The sequence below is a fragment of the Streptomyces sp. NPDC043685 genome, assembly GCF_056436585.1.
Window position 1 is genome coordinate 1 of record NZ_JBWKCH010000008.1, and the last position, 19,200, is coordinate 19,200.

The following is a 19,200-nucleotide window of genomic DNA, read 5'->3' on the forward strand; positions in this document are numbered from 1 at the left end:
TGAGTTCTCAAGGAACGGTCGCTTCCTTTGTACTCACCCTCTCGGGCTTTCCTCCGGGCTTCCCTTCGGTCTTGCGTTTCCGACTCTATCAGATCCTTTTCGATCCGATTCCCTGTCGGCGGGATTTGCCGTTCGGCCCGGGCTTTCGCTCGTCGGCCTTTCGACATTCACTACGTTAGCGGATTCCCCGTCCAACTCATAATCGAGTCTGTCGGCGTCGAATTCAGGCATGCGAGCACGCCGAATTCGCCCCTGCTGAGGGGAGTCGCTAGGTAGTTGGTTTGGCCGCTTCCGGTTGCTGGCGAACGCCATACCCGGCTCAACGGCTCGGACTACATTACGCACCCCCGCAGGGCACGTCAACTTCGGCGGCGCCTCGGGACATGGGCTCGATACGGGCTCACGGTCGGGTCGTTGGCGACCCAGAAGCGCCAGGGGTGCACGGCCCCGTCACCGCCGACCCCCGTGCGCGGGCCGTTGAGTACCTGGTCGGAGGGCACGGGCGTGCCGGTCAGCATGCGGAGCGGGGTGTCCTCGGTCGTGCACGCGTCCGTGCCGTCCAGGGAGCGGTCCACGTTCAGGGCCGTGGCGAGACGGGCCGGTCCTTTGGCCAGTTCCTTGTCGTTGCGGGCCGAGAGCCGACGGGTGCGGGCCAGCTCGGCGCCCTCGATGATCTCGCCGGCACGGAGCAGGACCGCGCTCGACTTTCCCTCGGGGCCGCAGACCAGGTTCATGCAGAACCACATGCCATAGGTGAAGTAGACGTACACATGACCGGGCGGGCCGAACATCACGCTGTTGCGGGCCGTACGGCCGCGGTACGCGTGGGAGCCGGGGTCGTTCTCACCGTCGTAGGCCTCGACCTCGGTGAGGCGGAGGGCGATCGGACCGTCCGGGGTGGTGCGGACCAGGATGCGGCCGAGGAGGTCGGGGGCGACCTCGAGGACGGGCCGGTCGAAGAAGTTCCTGGGCAGGGGCGTACGGTCGGGGGTCGCGATCATGCCGTCCGAGGGTACTGGAGACGCGCGGTGCGGCGGGGTGGCCCGCGGGCACCCGCCTTGCCAGGGTGAGGGAAGTGGAACCGGCCACGGCCGGATCGCGTTTACAGGGATCAGGGATCCACCCGTAGTGGGCGAGAGGGAGAGACATGGCGTTCAAGAAGCTGCTCGCGAGCCTGGGGGCCGGCGGGGCTTCGGTAGAGACGGTGCTGCACGAGGTCAACGTCGTCCCGGGCGGCGTCGTCCAGGGTGAGGTGCGGATCCAGGGCGGCTCCGTCAATCAGCAGATCGAGGGGCTCTCGGTCGGGCTGCAGGCCAAGGTCGAGGTGGAGAGCGGCGACCAGGAGTACAAGCAGGACATCGAATTCACGAAGTCGCGGCTGGGCGGTGCGTTCGAGCTTCAGGCGGGCGCGGTGCACGCCGTGCAGTTCGGGCTCGAGATCCCGTGGGAGACCCCGATCACGACGATCGACGGTCAGGCGCTGCGCGGCATGAACATCGGGGTGTCGACCGAGCTGGAGATCGCGCGTGCGGTGGACTCCGGCGACCTGGACCCGGTCAGCGTGCATCCGCTGCCGGCGCAGAAGGCGATCCTCGACGCGTTCATCCAGCTGGGCTTCCGGTTCAAGAACGCGGACATGGAGCGCGGTGTGATCCGCGGTACGCGGCAGCGGCTGCCGTTCTACCAGGAGATCGAGTTCTACCCGCCGCAGCAGTACCGCGGGCTGAACCAGGTCGAGCTGAGCTTCGTGGCCGACCAGAACGCCATGGACGTGGTGCTGGAGATGGACAAGAAGCCCGGACTGTTCAGCGAGAGCAGTGACACCTTCCGGTCCTTCCAGGTGGGTCTGAACGACTACCAGGGCACCGACTGGGCCGCGTACCTCAACCAGTGGCTGTCGGAGGTCGGCAGCAAGCGCAACTGGTTCTAGGCTCGGAGGCGACTGCAAGAAACGATCAGGAGGTACCGAGGTGACCGAGCTCAAGCGGCGGCCGCTCCCCCACGACTTCCATCCGCCCGTCGCGTCGTTCACGGTGACGAGCGAGGACGTCACGGAAGGCGCGACGCTCAAGGACGCTCAGGTCCAAGCGGCCGGCAACACCTCGCCGCAGCTGCGGTGGGAGGGCTTCCCGCCCGAGACCAAGAGCTTCGCCGTGACGTGCTACGACCCCGACGCCCCGACGGGCAGCGGGTTCTGGCACTGGGTGCTGTTCGACATCCCGGCGTCGGTGACCGAGTTGCCGGTGGGTGCGGGCAGCGGCTCGTTCGAGGGTCTGCCGGAAGGCGCGATCCACGCTCGTAACGACTACGGCGACAAGGAGTTCGGCGGAGCCGCCCCGCCGCCCGGGGACGGACCGCACCGGTATGTGTTCACGGTCTACGCCGTGGACCAGGACAAGCTCGGTCCGGACGCGGACGCGTCGCCGGCCGTGGTCGGCTTCAACCTGCGGTTCCACACGATCGGGCGGGCCCAGCTGATCGGCGAGTACGAGGTGCCCGCCGAAGGCTGAACCACCCGCCGGACGATCCCGGTGTTCACGGGACGTTTGCCCGCTCCTGGTCTTGGAATTGATCAGGAGCGGGCATTTTTGTTGCCGGGGGTCGCGGGGGTTGCCCCCCGTGGGAGCAGCAGATATTGCGTTGTCCATCTCGGCGTGCCCGGCCAGAGTTGATCCCAGCCCGCCAGGGGGTGGGCCGGTGCACACGGGAGGTGGGCTGGTATGCGGGACACGCTGGTACTGAACGCGAGCTTCGAGCCGCTGTCGACGGTGACGCTGAACCGAGCCGTCGTTCTGGTGCTTCAGGACAAGGCCGTCGTCGAGCAGTCCCACCCCGAACTGCGGATGAGGGGGGCCGCGGTCGACATACCGGCGCCGCGCGTGATCAGGCTCTGCCAATACGTGCGGGTGCCGTTCCGAAGACGAGCTCCGTGGTCGCGGCGGGGTGTGCTGGTCCGGGACCGGCACCGGTGCGCGTACTGCGGGAGGCGGGCGACGACCGTGGACCACGTGGTGCCGCGGTCGCAGGGTGGTCAGGACACGTGGCTGAACACGGTGGCCTCGTGTGCGCAGGACAATCACCGCAAGGCGAACCGGACTCCGGAGGAGGCGGGGATGCCGTTGCTGCGGCAGCCGTTCGAGCCGACTCCGGCTGATGCGATGCTGCTGGCGCTGGGCCGTGAGGACTTCGCGGCGCTGCCGGACTGGCTGGCACTGGACGCCGCGTGACCCGTCGCCGGTGGGACCTGGTCGTCCTCGGCTGACGGTTGATGTGCCGGTCCGCGGTCCGCGCGGTTGCCCGCGCCCCTGAAACGCGGTTCCCCGCGATCCCTGTGAAGCAGGGGCGCGGGGAACGTCGCGTGGTGGGGGCGCGTCAGTCGATGGACGGCTTCTCGCGGCGTTCCTGGGCGGGGACGCCGCCGGAGGACGCGCCGCCGTTGCCGCCACCGCCGCCCATGCCGCCGAAGTTGCCCATGGCGCCGGACAGGCCCTTGAGGGCGTCGCCGATCTCGCTGGGGACGATCCAGAGCTTGTTGGCGTCTCCCTCGGCGATCTTCGGGAGCATCTGGAGGTACTGGTAGGAGAGGAGCTTCTGGTCCGGGTCTCCGGCGTGGATGGCCTCGAAGACCGTGCGGACGGCCTGGGCCTCGCCCTCGGCGCGCAGGGCGGCGGCCTTGGCCTCACCCTCGGCGCGCAGGATCTGGGACTGCTTCTCACCTTCGGCGCGCAGGATCTCGGACTGCCGCACACCTTCGGCCTGGAGGATCGCGGCGCGCTTGTCACGGTCGGCGCGCATCTGCTTCTCCATCGAGTCCTGGATGGAGGTGGGCGGCTCGATCGCCTTGAGTTCGACGCGGTTGACGCGGATGCCCCACTTGCCGGTGGCCTCGTCGAGGACGCCGCGCAGGGCCGCGTTGATCTCCTCGCGGGAGGTCAGGGTCCGCTCCAGGTCCATGCCGCCGATGATGTTGCGGAGCGTGGTGACGGTGAGCTGCTCGATCGCCTGGATGTAGCTGGCGACCTCGTAGGTCGCGGCGCGGGCGTCGGTCACCTGGTAGTAGATGACGGTGTCGATGTTGACGACCAGGTTGTCCTGGGTGATCACCGGCTGCGGCGGGAACGGCACGACCTGTTCGCGCAGGTCGATGCGGTTGCGGATGGTGTCGATGAACGGGACGACGATGTTGAGGCCCGCGTTGAGTGTCCGCGTGTAGCGCCCGAAGCGCTCGACGATGGCCGCACTGGCCTGTGGGATGACTTGGATCGTCTTGATCAGGGCGATGAAGACCAACACCACCAGAATGATCAGGACGATGATGACCGGTTCCATCGTCGTTCCCCGTGTCCCTTCTCCGCTGCGGCGTCTTCGGCAGATCTTATGGTTGTCGAAGATCTTGCTGGTCGAGTCTGACAGACCGTCGCGTAGCTGGCGAGGAGTTCACTCCAGTTACGTCCTGCGAGGTCACATCACGATCGCGGTGGCTCCTTCGATGTCCACGACGTCGACTTCCTGGCCCACTTCGTAGGCGCGGCCGGTGTCGAGGGCGCGGGCCGACCAGACCTCTCCGGCCAGTTTGATGCGGCCGCCGCCGGCGTCGACGCGTTCCAGGACGACGGCTTGTCTGCCTTTCAACGCGTCCACGCCGGTGGCGAGTTGGGGCCGTTGGGCGCGGTGCCGGTTCGCGATGGGCCGTACCACCGCGATGCCCGCGGTGGAGATGGCGGCGAAGACCACGACCTGGGCGACCGCTCCGCCGCCGAAGACGCCGGTGACCACCGCCGCGGCGACGGCGCCCACCGCCAGCATCGCGAGTTCGGGCATCGCGGTGACCACGAGCGCGATGCCGAGCGCCGCCGCGCCGATCAGCCACCACAGCCATGCGTCGATTTCCACATGGTCATGGTAGGTCCGCGGGCCCCGTCGCCGACAGGGCGCCCGTGGTGCGAAATCCCGTCCTCGTGCCGGGCTTTGCTCGGTGGCGGCGGGTTCAGGAGAGCGGGAGGCCCTGCGCGGTCCAGCGGTCGCCCGACTGTTCGACGACGAGCGGGAGGCCGAAGCAGAGGGAGAGGTTGCGGGAGGTGAGTTCGAGCTCCAGCGGGCCGGCGGCCAGGACCTTGCCCTGGCGGATCATGAGGACGTGGGTGAAGCCCGGGGGGATCTCCTCGACATGGTGGGTGACCATGAGCATCGAGGGGGCGATCGGGTCGAGGGCGAGGCGGCCGAGGCGGCGGACGAGGTCCTCGCGGCCGCCGAGGTCGAGGCCGGCGGCGGGCTCGTCGAGCAGGAGCAGTTCGGGGTCGGTCATCAGGGCGCGGGCGATCAGGGTGCGCTTGCGCTCGCCCTCGGAGAGCGTGCCGAACCTGCGGTCCAGGTACTCGCTCATGCCGAGGCGGTCGAGGAAGGCGCGGGCGCGCTGCTCGTCGATGTCCTCGTAGTCCTCGTGCCAGGTGGCCGTCATGCCGTAGGCGGCGGTGAGGACCGTCTGCAGGACCGTCTGGCGCTTGGGGAGCTTCTCGGTCATGGCGATGCCGGCCATGCCGATGCGGGGACGCAGTTCGAAGACGTCGGTGCCGGGCCTGCCGAGGGGCTCGCCGAGGATGGTGGCGGTGCCCGAGCTGGGGTAGAGGTAGGTGGAAGCGAGGTTCAGGAGGGTGGTCTTGCCGGCGCCGTTCGGGCCGAGGATGACCCAGCGCTCGCCCTCCTTGACCGACCAGGAGACCTGGTCCACCAGAGCCCGGCCCTCACGGACCACGGATACGTCCTGAAGCTCCAGAACATCGCTCATGAGCGCGTTGTCTCCCCTTGCAGTGTGGCCGGTCTCGGCTGTCGCGTAAGCCTGTGGCTCGGTCCGCCGCGCCGGTGGGCGCAGCCCTCCATGAAATCTACGCCACCGGTCGGTCCGGACATTCCCTCGGTCCGGTCCTTGGAGGGTCCTAGGCTGGGGGCATGCTCTCGGAACCACGTGCTGGACGTCTCGCAGCTTGGGGAAATGCCCTTTTGGCCGGACATGTCTCTCCGGATGACGCGGTGCAGGCCGTTGTCGGCGAGGACGCGGTGCACCGGGTGGAGGGGCTGCCGGGTGAGCCGGGGCAGGTCGGGCTGACCCTCGCGCTGGGGCGGCTGCGGACGCTCGGGGTGTCCGGACTGAGGGTGGCGCTGCCCGCGCCGGGGCATCCGCTGGGGCTGAGCGGGCCGCCGGAGTTCAACGCCCGGGCGCTGGAGGCCGAGGAGGCGGTGGTCTGTCACGGGGCCGCCTACGGGCTGGTGCCCGACGTGTACGAGGCCGGACCTGTGGGGGTGCGGGTCGAGGTGGTGTGGCACGTGCTCCCCGTACGCGAGGCGCCGCCCGCGGATGTGCCGTCGCTGGGCGAGGCGGAGCGGGAGCTGGCGGAGGCCCTGCGGGATGCCGCGGAGGTGCTGACGCGGCTGGACGTGGCCGGGTCGGGGCCGGTGGCGGAGGCGGCGGTCGACGCGTACCGGGCGCGGGCCGAGCGGGGGCGCGAGGTGCTGGCACCGGGGTATCCGCCGCGGGCGGTACGGGTGCTGGAGCTGGCGCAGCGGGTGGGGGCGCTGATCGCCGTGGCGACGGAGAGCGGGCACGGGGGCGCGGTGAGTGCGTCCGAGATCTCCGCACGGCGGGAGGCGTTGCGGCCGGTGGAGCGGACGGCTCGGCGGGCGCAGGTCGCGGCGTACAACTCCGTTGTGGAGGAACGGGAGCGGGGGGTGCGGTGACCGGCTTCTCGGGGTGCCCGGGTAACGCGGGTGGCACGACTGCCCGCAGCTGAGCGGACCGGCCTCCCGGGCAGGACCGGGAGGCCGGTTTCACCTCCGGCTCGGAGACGGAGGTGGTGCGTCAGTGGTTGACGGCGAGGTTGCCGAAGGCCGGGTTCAGGATGCCCACGACGTTCACGCTGTTGCCGGACACGTTGACCGGGACGTGCACCGGGGCCTGGACGACGTTGCCCGAGCCGACACCCGGGGAGCCCACGGCCTGGCCGTCGGCGTGCGCGCTGGTGGCGGAGGCCATGCCCGCGCCGGCGGCCAGCAGGCCACCCGTCACCATCGTCACGGCCGCTGCCTTCTTCAGGTTCTTCACTTCTGAGCCCTCCTAGCGATTACCGCGGCAGGCGCCGCGGCACGCACTGGAGAACGGCGGAGATCCACTGAGGTTGCGCCATCCGGGGGACGTTCCCACGACAGTATGAATCTCGGTCCGGAACGCAACCTTCCGGGTTGCCCCGGGGTGAGCGTGTCAGCCGGTCACGCCATGGCGGACGGCCCACAGGGCGGCCTGGGTGCGGTCGGCCAGGTCGAGTTTCATGAGGATGTTCGAGACGTGGGTCTTGACCGTCTTCTCGGAGAGGACGAGCGCCCGGGCGATCTCCCGGTTGGAGCGTCCGTCCGCTATGAGGCCGAGGACCTCGCGCTCCCGCTCGGTGAGTGAACCGGCCCGCCCGGTGCCCGAGTTGGTCTCCTCCTGCGCGAGCAGGGCGCCGGCGACCTCCGGCTGGAGGAGGATGTGCCCGGCGTGGACCGAGCGGATGGCTCCGGCGAGGGCGTCGGGGTCGACGTCCTTGTAGACGTATCCGGCGGCACCGGCGCGCAGGGCCGGGACCACCGTGCGCTGTTCGGTGAAGCTGGTGACGACCAGCACGCGCGCGGGGTTGTCGAGCTCGCGGAGTCTGCGCAGGGCGTCGACGCCGTCCATGCCCGGCATCTTGACGTCCATGAGGATGACGTCGGGCCGCAGCTCCTCGGCCCGGTCGACGCCTTCGGCGCCGTCCGCCGCCTCGCCGACGACCTCGATGTCGTCCTGCACTTCGAGGAAGGTGCGCAGGCCCCGGCGGACGACCTGGTGGTCGTCGACGAGCAGTACCTTGATTGCGTCAGCCACCGGGGACCTCCATCTCGATCACGGTGCCCTTGCCGGGCGCCGATTCCACGCTCAGCGTGCCGCCGGCGCCGCTCGCCCGGTCCCGCATCGAGACCAGGCCGAGGTGGCGGCCGGCGCGGCGGACCGCACTCGGGTCGAAGCCGCCGCCGTCGTCGGTGACCCGCAGGACGGCTCCACCGCCGCGGCGCTCCAGGGTCACGTCGACGTGGTCGGCGCCGGAGTGCCGCAGGGCGTTGTGCAGGGCTTCCTGGGCGACGCGCAGGACGGCCTCCTCCTGGGAGGCGGGCAGGGCCTTCACGCCGTGGCCCGCGAAGGTGACGCGGGCGCTGTGGGCGCGGTCGAGGACCTGGATCTGTGTCCGGAGGGTCGCCACGAGGCCGTCCTCGTCGAGGGCGGCGGGGCGCAACTCGACGACCGCGGCGCGCAGTTCGTCGGCGGCTTCGGCGGCGAGGACCGCCACCTGCTGGAGTTCGCCCTTGGCGCGGGAGGGGTCGCGGTCCACCAGGCGGGCCGCGGCCTGGGCGGTCAGGCGCAGCGAGAACAGCTTCTGGCTGACCGCGTCGTGCAGTTCGTGGGCGAGCCGGGAGCGCTCCTCGGCGATGGTCAGTTCTCGGCTGCGCTCGTAGAGGCGGGCGTTGGTGAGGGCGATCGCGGCGTGCTGGGCGAGGATGCCGAGCAGTTCCTCGTCGTCCGCCGTGAAGCCGCAACCGCCGTCCGGTTTCGGGCAGTTCTTGTTGGCGAGGAACAGGGCGCCGATGACCTCGTCGCCGTCGCGGATGGGCAGCCCGAGGAAGTCGACCAGGTCCGGGTGGGCCTTCGGCCAGCCCTCGAAGCGGGGGTCCTTGCGGACGTCCGCGAGGCGCTCGGCCCTGGCCTCGTGCAGCATCGCGGCGAGGATGCCGTGCTGGCGCGGGAGGGGGCCGATGGCCTTCCACTGCTCCTCGCTGACGCCGTCGACGACGAACTGGGCGAAGCCGCCGTGGTCGTCCGGGACACCGAGCGCGGCGTACTGCGCGTCGAGCAGCTCGCGGGCCGAGGCGACGATCGTCTTGAGGACGTCGCGCACTTCGAGATGTCTGCTCATGGCCAGCAGCGCGGAACTCACCGCGGCGAGGCCGGACCGGGGACCGTGACTCATGTCCTCACGGTACCGGCGGGCTGTGACGGGGCGGATCGGGCCGGTGGCCGCCCGGCACCCGGTCGGTGGGCCTAGGTCCCGAGGCCGAGGCCGCCGGACGGCGGGGTGTAGGTCCGCGGGCGCCGGGCCCCCGGCGTAGGGCGAAGGGACGGGCGGATCGCGGCCCGGGTCGGAGGCGTCGCGGGAGGCCCCGTTCCTACGGTGAGGGCAATTCGATCAGGTGGAGGGAGCCGATCATGCCGGTTGCGATCATCACGGGGGCCTCGAAGGGCCTGGGCCGGGCGCTGGCCGAGGCCCTGGCCGGGCGGGGCTGGGACCTTGTGCTCGACGCCAGGGGTGCCAAGGCCCTGGCACAGACGGCCGAGGCGGTCTCGGCGCACGGCACGCGCGTGAGTGCCCTGCCGGGGGACGTCACGGACGCCTCGCACCGGGCGGAGCTGGTGGCGGCGGCCTGGCGGCTGGGCGGTGTGGACCTGCTGGTGCACAACGCGAGCGCGCTGGGCGCCGAGCCGCTGGTGCGGCTGGCGGAGTTGCCTCTGGAGGGGCTGCGCCGGGCGCTGGAGGTGAACCTGGTGGCGGGGCTGGGTCTGGTCCAGGAGGCGTTGCCGCTGTTGCGGGCCGCGCGGGCGGGCAGCGTCGTCACGGTCAGCTCGGACGCGGCCGCCGAGGCGTACGAGACGTGGGGCGGGTACGGGGCGTCCAAGGCGGCGCTGGACCAGCTGGCGGCGGTGCTCGCCGTGGAGGAGCCCGGGCTGCGGGTGTGGGCGGTGGATCCCGGGGACATGGCGACGGACCTGTACGCGGCGGCCGTGCCGGACGACCGGGAGCCGCGGCCCGGGCCGGCCACGGTGGTGCCGGCGTTCCTGCGGCTGCTGGACGAGCGTCCGGTGAGCGGGCGGTACGGGGCCGCGGCCCTGCTGGACGGGGCCCGATGAGCCTGGCGGTGCGGGTGCCGGAGGAGCTGTCGGCGCGGGTGCCGGTCGAGCAGCGGGGCCCGGGGCTGGAGCGGGACGCCGTGCGGATGCTGGTGTCGCGGGGCGCCGAGGTGGCGCATCACATGTTCACGGAGCTGCCGCTGCTGCTGCGGGCCGGGGACCTGCTCGTGGTCAACACCTCGTCCACGCTGGCGGCGGCCGTGGACGGACGGACCGGGCACGCGCGCGTGGTGGTGCACTTCTCCACGCGCGGGGACGACGGCCGCTGGGCGGTGGAGCTGCGGGAGCCCGACGGGCGGGGCACCACGCGCGCGCGTGCGGGCGGGCCCGCGGGCAGTCAGGTGTGCCTGCCGGGCGGCGTACGGCTGGTTCTGGAGGAGCCGCTGAGCGAGCGGGGCGAGCGGCTGTGGTGGGCGCGGGTGTCGGGGCCGGGGATCCCGGAACTGCTGCGAGAGCACGGGCGGCCCATCCGCTACGCCTATACGGAGCGGGACCAGCCGCTGTCCGCCTATCAGACGGTGTTCGCGCTGCCGTCGGCGGACGGGACGGGCAGTGCGGAGATGCCGAGCGCGGCGCGGCCCTTCACGGCGCGGCTGGTGGCGGAGCTGGTGAGCCGCGGGGTGCAGTTCGCGCCGGTCACGCTGCACACGGGGGTGGCCTCGGCGGAGGCGCACGAGCCGCCGTACCCGGAGCGTTTCGCGGTGCCCGGGGCGTCCGCGCGGCTGATCAACGCCGCGCGGGCCGGCGGGGGCCGGGTCGTGGCGGTCGGGACGACGGCGGTGCGGGCGGTGGAGTCGGCGGCGGGAGCCGACGGGGCCGTGCGCGCGTGTGCGGGGTGGACGGATCTCGTCGTCACGCCGGAGCGCGGGGTGCGGGTGGTGGACGGGCTGCTGACCGGGCTGCACGAGCCGGAGGCCTCGCATCTGCTGATGCTGGAGGCGGTCGCGGGGCAGGTGGCGATCGAGCGGGGATACGAGGCCGCGCTCCAGGGCCGGTACCTGTGGCACGAGTTCGGGGACGTGCACCTCGTCCTGCGCTGAAGGCCCCTCACATAGAGCATCGCTTGTGCAACGGGCAGTGAAAACGCAGGGGGTGCGATGTGAGCCCGCGCATAGGGCGCACGTCACGTACGAAAGTGCATAGGAGACAAAGCCGCACCTCTTGAGCGGCCCAGACAGTCCAAACTGCCCCGTTTTGCCCCTCCCTGACCACTATCTTCTTTCGTACGTCACACCTTTGCCACGCCATTTTGCGGCCGCTAAGAATTGCTGACGTCGCTCAGCGCCGTGGGTTCACCTCCGCGGCGTTCGTGTCGGAAACACACCGAGTCCAACGCCGGACGCCGAGCGACTCCCGCGCTATTCGAAGAGGTCCACGCAGCATGCCCAAGAACATCTTCAGCCGTGTTCAGAGTCGTAGCCTGACCCGTCACCACAAGATCGCCATGGCCGGTGTCGCCACTCTCGGCGCCGCCGCCATCGGGTTCTCCGCGGTGCCGAGCGGCGCCTCGACGACGACCACGACCGAGGCCGCTCAGCCGGCTGCGGTGGCGTTCAGCAACCAGCAGATCAAGGACGTCAAGGCGAGCGTCACGGACCAGATGGCCGGCGCCAGCCTGAAGGCCGAGCAGATCGCGGCGAAGAAGAAGGCCGACGCCGCGGCCGCCGCCAAGAAGAGGGCCGCCGCCGAGGCGGCGAAGAAGAAGGCCGAGGCCGCGCGCAAGGCCAAGGAGGCCGCGAGCCGCGCCGCCAAGCGCGCCGAGGTCAAGAAGGCCGCCGTCAAGAGCTACCCGAACAACCTGGACGGCTGGATCCGCGAGTCCCTCGCCATCCTGAAGAAGCACGACATCCCTGCGTCCTACGACGGCATCCACCGCAACATCATGCGGGAGTCCTCGGGCAACCCGAAGGCGATCAACAACTGGGACATCAACGCCATCAACGGCATCCCGTCCAAGGGCCTGCTCCAGGTCATCCCGCCGACCTTCGCGCACTGGCACGTCCCCGGTACCTCCTGGGACATCTACGACCCGGTAGCCAACATCACCGCCGCCTGCAACTACGCGGCCGACAAGTACGGCTCGATGGACAACGTCAACAGCGCGTACTGAGGTCGGCGCGGACCTCTCTGACAGCTGGACGAACGCCGAAGGGCGGCACCCTCCTGACGGGGTGCCGCCCTTCGGGCGTGGTGACGAGGGGCCGCGACTACTTGCGCATGACCTCGGGCTCGTGGCGGCGCAGGAAGCGGGCCACGAAGAAGCCGCAGATCACGCCGAGGACGAGGAGCGCGCCCATGTCCATGGCCCAGGCCCCGGCCGTGTGCTCCCACAGCGGGTCGGTGTCGCCGGCCGTCTCGGGCGGGCTGATCTTGTTGAAGTCCAGCGTGGCGCCGGAGGCGGCGACCGCCCAGCGCGAAGGCATCAGGAACGAGAACTGGTTGACGCCGATCGAGCCGTGCAGCGTGAACAGGCAGCCGGTGAAGACGACCTGGATGATGGCGAACATCACCAGCAGCGGCATGGTCTTCTCGGCGGTCTTCACCAGCGAGGAGATGATCAGGCCGAACATCATCGAGGTGAAGCCGAGCGCCATGATCGGCACCGACAGTTCCAGCAGCGTGGCGCTGCCGAAGACGAGCCCCTCCTCGGGGATCTCGCGGCTGGAGAAGCCGATGACGCCGACCAGCAGGCCCTGGAGCACGGTGATCATGCCGAGCACGAACACCTTCGACATCAGGTACGCCGAGCGGGACAGGCCGGTGGCGCGCTCCCGCTCGTAGATGACCCGTTCCTTGATCAGCTCGCGGACCGAGTTCGCGGCGCCGGCGAAGCAGGCGCCGACCGCGAGGATCAGCAGGACCGTCGTCGCGGTGCCGTTCGGGATGATCCGGCCGGTCTGCGGGTTGACGGGGTTGGGCAGCAGCCCCTTGTCCGCGTCGATGAGCAGGCTGACCGCGCCGAGCACGGCCGGCAGGATCACCATCAGCGCCAGGAAGCCCTTGTCGGACGCGATCACCGAGACGTAGCGCCGGACCAGCGTGACGAACTGGGACATCCAGCCCTGCGGCTTCGGCGGCTTCATCGCCTGCATGGGCGGAACCTGTACGGACTGCGGCGCGACCGCGTCGATGTCCGCGGCGTACATCTGGTAGTGCTGCGAACCCTTCCAGCGGCCCGCCCAGTCGTAGTCGCGGTAGTTCTCGAAGGCGGAGAAGACATCGGCCCAGGTGTCGTAGCCGAAGAAGTTCAGCGCCTCCTCGGGCGGCCCGAAGTAGGCGACCGAGCCGCCCGGCGCCATCACCAGCAGCTTGTCGCAGATCGCCAGCTCGGCCACCGAGTGGGTCACGACGAGGACCGTACGGCCGTCGTCGGCCAGGCCGCGCAGCAGCTGCATGACGTCACGGTCCATGCCCGGGTCGAGGCCGGAGGTCGGCTCGTCCAGGAAGATCAGCGACGGCTTGGTCAGCAGCTCCAGGGCGACCGAGACGCGCTTGCGCTGGCCGCCGGACAGGGACGTGACCTTCTTGTCCTTGTGGATGTCGAGCTTGAGCTCGCGCAGCACCTCGTCGATGCGGGCCTCGCGCTCGGCGCCCGTGGTGTCGGCCGGGAAGCGCAGCTTGGCCGCGTACTTGAGGGCCTTCTTGACGGTCAGCTCCTTGTGCAGGATGTCGTCCTGCGGGACCAGACCGATGCGCTGGCGCAGCTCGGCGAACTGCTTGTAGAGGTTCCGGTTGTCGTAGAGCACCTCGCCCTGGTTGGCCGGGCGGTAGCCCGTGAGCGCCTTGAGCAGGGTCGACTTGCCGGAGCCGGACGGGCCGATGACCGCGATCAGCGACTTCTCCGGGACGCCGAAGGAGACGTCCTTGAGGATCTGCTTGCCGCCGTCGACCGTGACGGTCAGGTGGCGGGCGGAGAAGGACACCTCACCGGTGTCGACGAACTCCTCGAGCCGGTCGCCGACGATGCGGAACGTCGAGTGACCGACGCCGACGACGTCGGCCGGGCCGAGCAGCTGCGAGCCGCCCTTGGCGATCGGCTGGCCGTTGACGTACGTGCCGTTGTGGGAGCCGAGGTCGCGGATCTCCATGCGGCCGTCGGGCGTGGCGTGGAACTCGGCGTGGTGCCGGGAGACCTGGAGGTCGGAGACGACCAGCTCGTTCTCCAGGGCACGGCCGATGCGCATCACGCGGCCGAGGGAGAACTGGTGGAACGTGGTCGGGCTGCGGTCACCGTAGACCGGCGGCGCCCCCGCGACACCACCGGGACCCTGCTGCTGCGGGATGTGCGCCGCGGCCTGCTGCGGCTGCTGCCAGCCGGCCTGCGGGGCCTGCTGCTGCGGCTGTTGCTGCGGCGGCTGCTGGGCCGGGGCCTGCTGGGCCCAGCCGGGGTTCGCCCCCTGCGCCGCGTACGGCTGCTGCTGGGGCTGGGCCTGCGGCGTGGCGACGGAGGCCGCGGCGTCGGCCCCGGACAGGTTCAGGCGCGGGCCGTCGGTCGCGTTGCCCAGGTTGACGGCCGAGCCGGGACCGAGCTCCAGGTGATGGATGCGCTGCCCCTGCACGAACGTGCCGTTGGTGCTTCCGTGGTCCTCGATGACCCAACTGCGGCCGTTGAAGCTGATGGTGGCGTGACGCCAGGAGACCCTGGCGTCGTCGAAGACGACGTCGCCCTGCGGATCACGTCCGAGGGTGTATGCCCTGGACGGATCGAGCGTCCAGGTACGTCCGTTTGATTCCAGTACGAGTTCCGGCACTCCATGCCCCACTGAGTTGTCCCCCGATTTACCCCCGGCATGGGGAGTCTAGGGATGTCGAACATCGGGGGGAACTATTTCAGGAGCTGGCCTCTGACCGAAAGTCGGGCCTTGTGCGGACCGCGTTCGGACGCTTCGGCCGATTCCGTTGACGGGGTTGAAATCGGGCCGGAGAGTGGTATTTCGACTCGAGGGGGACATGCCCGGTGTTCCCGCCGCGCAGCGGATCGGGGGGTCTGCCATGAGTGCTGCCGCAGGGGCCGAGACGGTGAGGGACGGCACGCGGGTGCCGTGGGGGGACGTGCTGATGTCCGCCGTGGCCGCCGTGAGCTGGGCGTTGATCGGGATGGCGGGGACGGCGGCGCTGGGCCTGCGGCTGCTGGAGGCCGATGCGGCCGGCTCGCTGGGGCCGATGACGGCGGCGGTGGTGGCTCTGGGGGCGGGTGGGTCGGTGACGCCGTCCGGTGATGTGTCGGCGTTCGGCCTGACGGGTGCGGAGGCGGACACGGCCATCGAGATCACGCCATTGGGAGTGAGCCTGGTCGGGGCGGTGCTGCTGGCGTTCTTCTTCCTACGGTCCTTGCGGGCGGCGGGAGTTGTGATCTCACCGGCCGAACTCGCCGCGCGGGCCGGGGTGGTGGTGGCGCTGTTCGTGGCGATGCTGGGCGGGCTGGCGTGGGCGGGACACGATGTCATCACGATCGACGGGGGGTCGCTGGGGCTGGACGACGTGACCAGCGGCAGCGGGGGCGTCGAGGTACCGGGGCTCGGGGACATCGGGGGGCTGCTGCCGGGCCGGCTCGGCGGCCTGGTCGACGCGCGGGCCGCGGTCGGCTTCACGGTCGACACCGCCCCCACGCTGCTCGGCGGGCTCGGCTGGTCGACCGGCGTCCTCGTCATCGCCCTGCTGGCCTCGCGCCGTACGCCGCTGCCGCCGGGCTGGGAGGCCGTGCACCGGGTCGTGCGGCCGGCCGTGTCGGCGGTGGTGACCGTGCTGTCGGTCGCGGTGGCGGCGGGGTTCGCCGCGGCGGCGTACGCGGCGGTCGGCGACGACCATCCCCGGCGCATCGCCGGCGCGGCACTGCTCGGGGCGCCGAACGGGGTGTGGCTCGGCATCCCGATCGGCCTTCTCGTGCCGTGGGACGGGCATGCGACGGGCGAACTCACCCGCTTCCTGCCGGACCCGCTGGACGACCTGCTCGGTGCCGGGGGCGACCGGCCGGTGACCCTGGGCCGGCTGGCCGAGCTGGACGGCCGGGTGTGGCTGCTGGGGGTGGCGGCGGCCTCGATGATGCTGCTCGCGGGGGTGCTGACCGGGGTCCGGACGCCGGTCGGGGAAGAGCCGGGCGGGGTTCGCTTCGCGGGGCGGTGTGCGCTGCGGCTGGGGACCGCGACCGCGCTCACCCTGCCGTTGCTGGCCTGGCTGACGGACGTCTCGGTGACCGCCTCCCTGTCCGTCCTCGGCTTCGACGCGTTCGGCGCGGGCCTCGCCCTGCACGGCCACCTCGCCATGGCCTTCCTGCTGGGCGCGGTGTGGGGCGCGGGGGCCGGAGCCGCGGGGGCGGGCCTCGCATGGGCCTGCGGAGCGGCGGGCCGCCACGCCACGGCGATGGCTCGGGGGGCCGGCGGGGGTGCGGGCGGTGCGGGCGGTGCCGGGCTCGGCACGGGGGCGTGGAGGGGTGGCCCCGGGCAGCCGCACGGAGGCGAGGCCACCGAGGGGGCCGGGCAGGGTGAGGGCGCCGGGCGGAGCTGGCCCGGCCCCGGCGACGCCATGCAGCGGCCCGGAGACAACGCCGCCTCAGGACAGGCCCAGGCCTGGGGCGGCGGCTCCGGACCCGCAGGACACGGCCAGGGAGCCGGGCAGGGACGGCCTGGACCTGGCAATGCCATGCAGCCGCCCGCAGACAACGCCTCCTCCGGGCAACCCCAGACCTGGAACGACGGCTCCGGACCCGCCGGACACGGCCACGGGGCCGGGCAGGGACGGCCTGGACCCCGCGACGCCATGCAGCAACCCGCAGAGAACGCCCCCTCCGGGCAGACCCAAGCCTGGAGCGACGGCTCCGGACCCGCAGGACACGGACAGGGAGCCGGGTCGACGCGGCCAGGGCAGGGCGAGGCGGTGGGGGGTGGGTCTGACGCCGGGGCCGGGCAGGCTGCGCGCCGTGCGGAGGCCGGGCCGTACACGCCGGGCACCCCGTACCGGCCGCCCGACCCGGGCACCAACCCCTACCTCAGGGTGCCGGAGGACGCAGGCACGGCGGCCGAGCCCCAGCCCGCCGCACCGCCGGACGACGGGCCCCCCGCCCCTCGCGACCTCTACGCCGCTCCCACCGTCGTGCGGCCGGTCAAGCCGCCGCCGCCACGCGGTCCGCGCCAGGGGGCCGGGTCCAGGGACGGCAACGGGCCGCCCGCGCGGCCGGACGACGGGCCGCCGCCTCCGCCGCCCCCTCCCCCGCCGCCGCGGAAACCGCGGGGTGGGAGGTGACCGCCTACGGGGCCGGGACGCAGTACCGGTGCGTCAGGTTCGCGTCACCGGCAGGACCTCCAGAGTTCGCTGTCCGCCAGACGGACCTGGAGGGCGGTGCGCCCTGCCCGCCGGATACGGTGGAACCACCATGAGCGCTTCGCAGACCTCGCCATCCGACCTCCCTGCCGACGTCCCCACCCTCCTGGTGAAGATCTTCGGCAAGGACAGGCCCGGCATCACCGCCGGTCTCTTCGACACCCTCGCCGCCTACTCGGTCGACGTCGTCGACATCGAGCAGGTCGTCACCCGTGGCCGGATGGTGCTGTGCGCGCTCGTGACCGAGCCGCCGCCCGGGCTCGAAGGCGACCTGCGGGCGACCGTCCACAGCTGGGCGGAGTCGATGAAGATGCAGGCGGAGATCATCTCCGGCCGCGGCGACAACCGCCCGCGCGGGCTGGGCCGCTCCCTGGTCACCGTGCTCGGGCACCCGCTCACCGCCGAGGCGACGGCCGCGATCGCCGCGCGGATCACGCAGACCGGTGGCAACATCGACCGTATCTTCCGGCTCGCCAAGTACCCCGTGACCGCCGTCGAGTTCGCCGTCTCCGGCGTGGAGACCGAGCCGCTGCGCACCGCCCTGGTGACGGACGCGGCCAGACTCGGCATCGACGTGGCGGTCGTCGCCGCCGGTCTGTACCGGCGCGCGCAGCGCCTGGTCGTCATGGACGTCGACTCGACGCTGATCCAGGACGAGGTCATCGAGCTGTTCGCCGCGCACGCCGGCTGCGAGGACAAGGTCGCCGAGGTGACGGCCGCCGCGATGCGCGGGGAGCTGGACTTCGAGCAGTCCCTGCACGCGCGCGTGGCACTGCTGGAGGGGCTGGACGCCTCGGTCGTGGACAAGGTGCGCAGCGAGGTGCGGCTGACGCCCGGCGCCCGCACCCTGATCCGTACGCTGAAGCGGCTCGGCTACCAGGTCGGTGTCGTCTCGGGCGGTTTCACCCAGGTCACCGACGATCTGAAGGAGCGGCTCGGGCTGGACTTCGCCCATGCCAACACCCTGGAGATCGTCGACGGCCGGCTGACGGGCAGGGTCACCGGCGAGATCGTCGACCGGGCGGGCAAGGCCCGGCTGCTGCGCCGGTTCGCCGCGGAGGCGGGTGTGCCGCTGTCGCAGACCGTGGCGATCGGTGACGGCGCGAACGACCTGGACATGCTGAACGCGGCCGGGCTGGGGGTCGCCTTCAACGCCAAGCCGGTGGTGCGCGAGGCCGCGCACGCCGCGGTGAACTTCCCCTTCCTGGACACCGTCCTGTACCTGCTGGGCATCACGCGCGAAGAGGTCGAGGCGGCGGACATCCTCGACATCGGCTGAAGCGTGCGGAAGGGGCCCGGCGCCATACCGGCGCCGGGCCCCTTGTCAGACGGGGGCCGTCACTCGGCAGGCGCCCAGTAGTCCCGCAGCGTGGCCACGCCCGGCTCCAGGCCCTTCCACGCGCCGGTGAACGACAGCACGGCGAAGGCGGCGGCCGGGAAACCCCGGCGGACCATCCGCTCCCGGGCCTCGTCCTCGCCGGAGCCCGCCAGGACCTCGGCGAGACCCTGGATGCCCGGGTTGTGCCCGATCACGAGGATGTTCCGGGCGTCGTCGGAGGTCTCGTTGAGCAGGGCGATCAGCTCGCCCGGAGAGGCCTCGTAGATCCGCTCCTCGTAGACGGTTTTCGGCCGCTGCGGGAACTCCTGGACGGCGAGCTTCCAGGTCTCCCGGGTGCGCACCGCGGTGGAGCACAGGGCCAGGTCGAAGGCGATGCCGGTATCGGCCAGCCTGCGTCCGGCCTCCGCCGCGTCCATGCGGCCCCGGTCGGCGAGCGGACGCTCGTGATCGTTCACCTGCGGCCAGTCGGCTTTCGCATGGCGGAAGAGGACAATCCTGTGGGGTTCTGCGACGCTCATGAGATCCAGCTTCGCATGAAACACGCCATCGGGCGCAGGGAGTTGACCGTCGGCTTCGG

18 protein-coding genes are annotated in these 19,200 nt (G+C 71.4%); 9 read left to right on the forward strand and 9 right to left on the reverse strand.

The annotated features are described in order from the left end of the window. Positions 1–359: 359 nt before the first annotated feature. Positions 360–1,001, reverse strand: coding sequence for a DNA-3-methyladenine glycosylase (locus AC0665_RS25385; RefSeq protein WP_468410741.1), 642 nt, complete (start codon positions 999–1,001; stop codon positions 360–362). Between the two features lie 146 nt (positions 1,002–1,147). Between AC0665_RS25385 and AC0665_RS25390 the strand changes: the two genes are divergently transcribed. The 3 genes from AC0665_RS25390 to AC0665_RS25400 all read left to right on the forward strand — a co-directional run bounded on the left by AC0665_RS25390 (position 1,148) and on the right by AC0665_RS25400 (position 3,227). Continuing rightward, positions 1,148–1,930 (forward strand): sporulation protein, encoded by a 783-nt coding sequence (locus AC0665_RS25390; RefSeq protein WP_468410743.1) that lies wholly within the window; start codon positions 1,148–1,150, stop codon positions 1,928–1,930. A 40-nt stretch (positions 1,931–1,970) separates the two neighbouring features. Then, on the forward strand, positions 1,971–2,510 hold the full coding sequence (locus tag AC0665_RS25395) for a YbhB/YbcL family Raf kinase inhibitor-like protein (RefSeq protein ID WP_468410745.1): 540 nt from the start codon (positions 1,971–1,973) through the stop codon (positions 2,508–2,510). A gap of 210 nt (positions 2,511–2,720) precedes the next feature. Further along, positions 2,721–3,227: an HNH endonuclease gene (locus tag AC0665_RS25400; protein WP_363121508.1), complete on the forward strand. Its 507-nt coding sequence runs from the start codon at positions 2,721–2,723 to the stop codon at positions 3,225–3,227. Positions 3,228–3,372: 145 nt separating this feature from the next. Here the strand turns inward: AC0665_RS25400 and AC0665_RS25405 are convergent, their stop codons facing one another. The 3 genes from AC0665_RS25405 to AC0665_RS25415 all read right to left on the reverse strand — a co-directional run bounded on the left by AC0665_RS25405 (position 3,373) and on the right by AC0665_RS25415 (position 5,785). Then, positions 3,373–4,329: an SPFH domain-containing protein gene (locus AC0665_RS25405; RefSeq protein WP_363121509.1), complete on the reverse strand. Its 957-nt coding sequence runs from the start codon at positions 4,327–4,329 to the stop codon at positions 3,373–3,375. Between the two features lie 132 nt (positions 4,330–4,461). Further along, entirely contained in the window at positions 4,462–4,893 is a 432-nt protein-coding gene (locus AC0665_RS25410; protein ID WP_363121510.1) for an NfeD family protein, read from the reverse strand. Between the two features lie 94 nt (positions 4,894–4,987). After that, a complete protein-coding gene (locus tag AC0665_RS25415) occupies positions 4,988–5,785 on the reverse strand; it encodes an ABC transporter ATP-binding protein (protein WP_478606876.1) in 798 nt (265 codons plus the stop codon). Positions 5,786–5,946: 161 nt separating this feature from the next. On the opposite strand from AC0665_RS25415, the gene AC0665_RS25420 reads away from it, so the two are divergent. Continuing rightward, a complete protein-coding gene (locus AC0665_RS25420) occupies positions 5,947–6,732 on the forward strand; it encodes a hypothetical protein (RefSeq protein WP_478705837.1) in 786 nt (261 codons plus the stop codon). Positions 6,733–6,853: 121 nt separating this feature from the next. On the opposite strand, the gene AC0665_RS25425 is transcribed toward AC0665_RS25420, so the two are convergent. From AC0665_RS25425 to AC0665_RS25435, 3 genes are all read right to left on the reverse strand, one after another. Next, a complete protein-coding gene (locus tag AC0665_RS25425) occupies positions 6,854–7,096 on the reverse strand; it encodes a chaplin (RefSeq protein WP_030852293.1) in 243 nt (80 codons plus the stop codon). Between the two features lie 156 nt (positions 7,097–7,252). Continuing rightward, complete coding sequence (locus AC0665_RS25430) at positions 7,253–7,894, reverse strand: response regulator transcription factor (RefSeq protein ID WP_361309345.1); 642 nt, start codon at positions 7,892–7,894, stop codon at positions 7,253–7,255. After that, positions 7,887–9,032: a GAF domain-containing sensor histidine kinase gene (locus AC0665_RS25435; RefSeq protein WP_468410754.1), complete on the reverse strand. Its 1,146-nt coding sequence runs from the start codon at positions 9,030–9,032 to the stop codon at positions 7,887–7,889. Before AC0665_RS25435 ends, AC0665_RS25430 begins: the two co-directional genes overlap by 8 nt. Before the next feature lie 236 nt (positions 9,033–9,268). Here AC0665_RS25435 and AC0665_RS25440 point away from each other — a divergent pair, with 236 nt between their 5' ends. The 3 genes from AC0665_RS25440 (at position 9,269) to AC0665_RS25450 (ending at position 12,077) form a co-directional block, all read left to right on the forward strand. Next, positions 9,269–9,967 (forward strand): SDR family NAD(P)-dependent oxidoreductase, encoded by a 699-nt coding sequence (locus AC0665_RS25440; RefSeq protein ID WP_478705838.1) that lies wholly within the window; start codon positions 9,269–9,271, stop codon positions 9,965–9,967. After that, complete coding sequence (locus AC0665_RS25445; protein ID WP_478705839.1) at positions 9,964–11,007, forward strand: S-adenosylmethionine:tRNA ribosyltransferase-isomerase; 1,044 nt, start codon at positions 9,964–9,966, stop codon at positions 11,005–11,007. Before AC0665_RS25440 ends, AC0665_RS25445 begins: the two co-directional genes overlap by 4 nt. Before the next feature lie 341 nt (positions 11,008–11,348). Continuing rightward, complete coding sequence (locus tag AC0665_RS25450) at positions 11,349–12,077, forward strand: transglycosylase SLT domain-containing protein (RefSeq protein WP_478606887.1); 729 nt, start codon at positions 11,349–11,351, stop codon at positions 12,075–12,077. 97 nt (positions 12,078–12,174) lie between these two features. Here the strand turns inward: AC0665_RS25450 and AC0665_RS25455 are convergent, their stop codons facing one another. Further along, positions 12,175–14,718: an ABC transporter ATP-binding protein/permease gene (locus AC0665_RS25455; RefSeq protein WP_468410761.1), complete on the reverse strand. Its 2,544-nt coding sequence runs from the start codon at positions 14,716–14,718 to the stop codon at positions 12,175–12,177. A gap of 241 nt (positions 14,719–14,959) precedes the next feature. Between AC0665_RS25455 and AC0665_RS25460 the strand changes: the two genes are divergently transcribed. Beyond that, positions 14,960–17,206, forward strand: a complete 2,247-nt coding sequence (locus AC0665_RS25460; RefSeq protein WP_478705840.1) for a streptophobe family protein — start codon at positions 14,960–14,962, stop codon at positions 17,204–17,206. Positions 17,207–17,336: 130 nt separating this feature from the next. Continuing rightward, positions 17,337–18,563: a phosphoserine phosphatase SerB gene (gene serB, locus AC0665_RS25465; protein WP_468410765.1), complete on the forward strand. Its 1,227-nt coding sequence runs from the start codon at positions 17,337–17,339 to the stop codon at positions 18,561–18,563. Positions 18,564–18,622: 59 nt separating this feature from the next. Here serB and AC0665_RS25470 read toward each other — a convergent pair whose 3' ends face one another. Then, positions 18,623–19,141: a SixA phosphatase family protein gene (locus AC0665_RS25470; protein ID WP_478705841.1), complete on the reverse strand. Its 519-nt coding sequence runs from the start codon at positions 19,139–19,141 to the stop codon at positions 18,623–18,625. Positions 19,142–19,200: the final 59 nt, after the last annotated feature.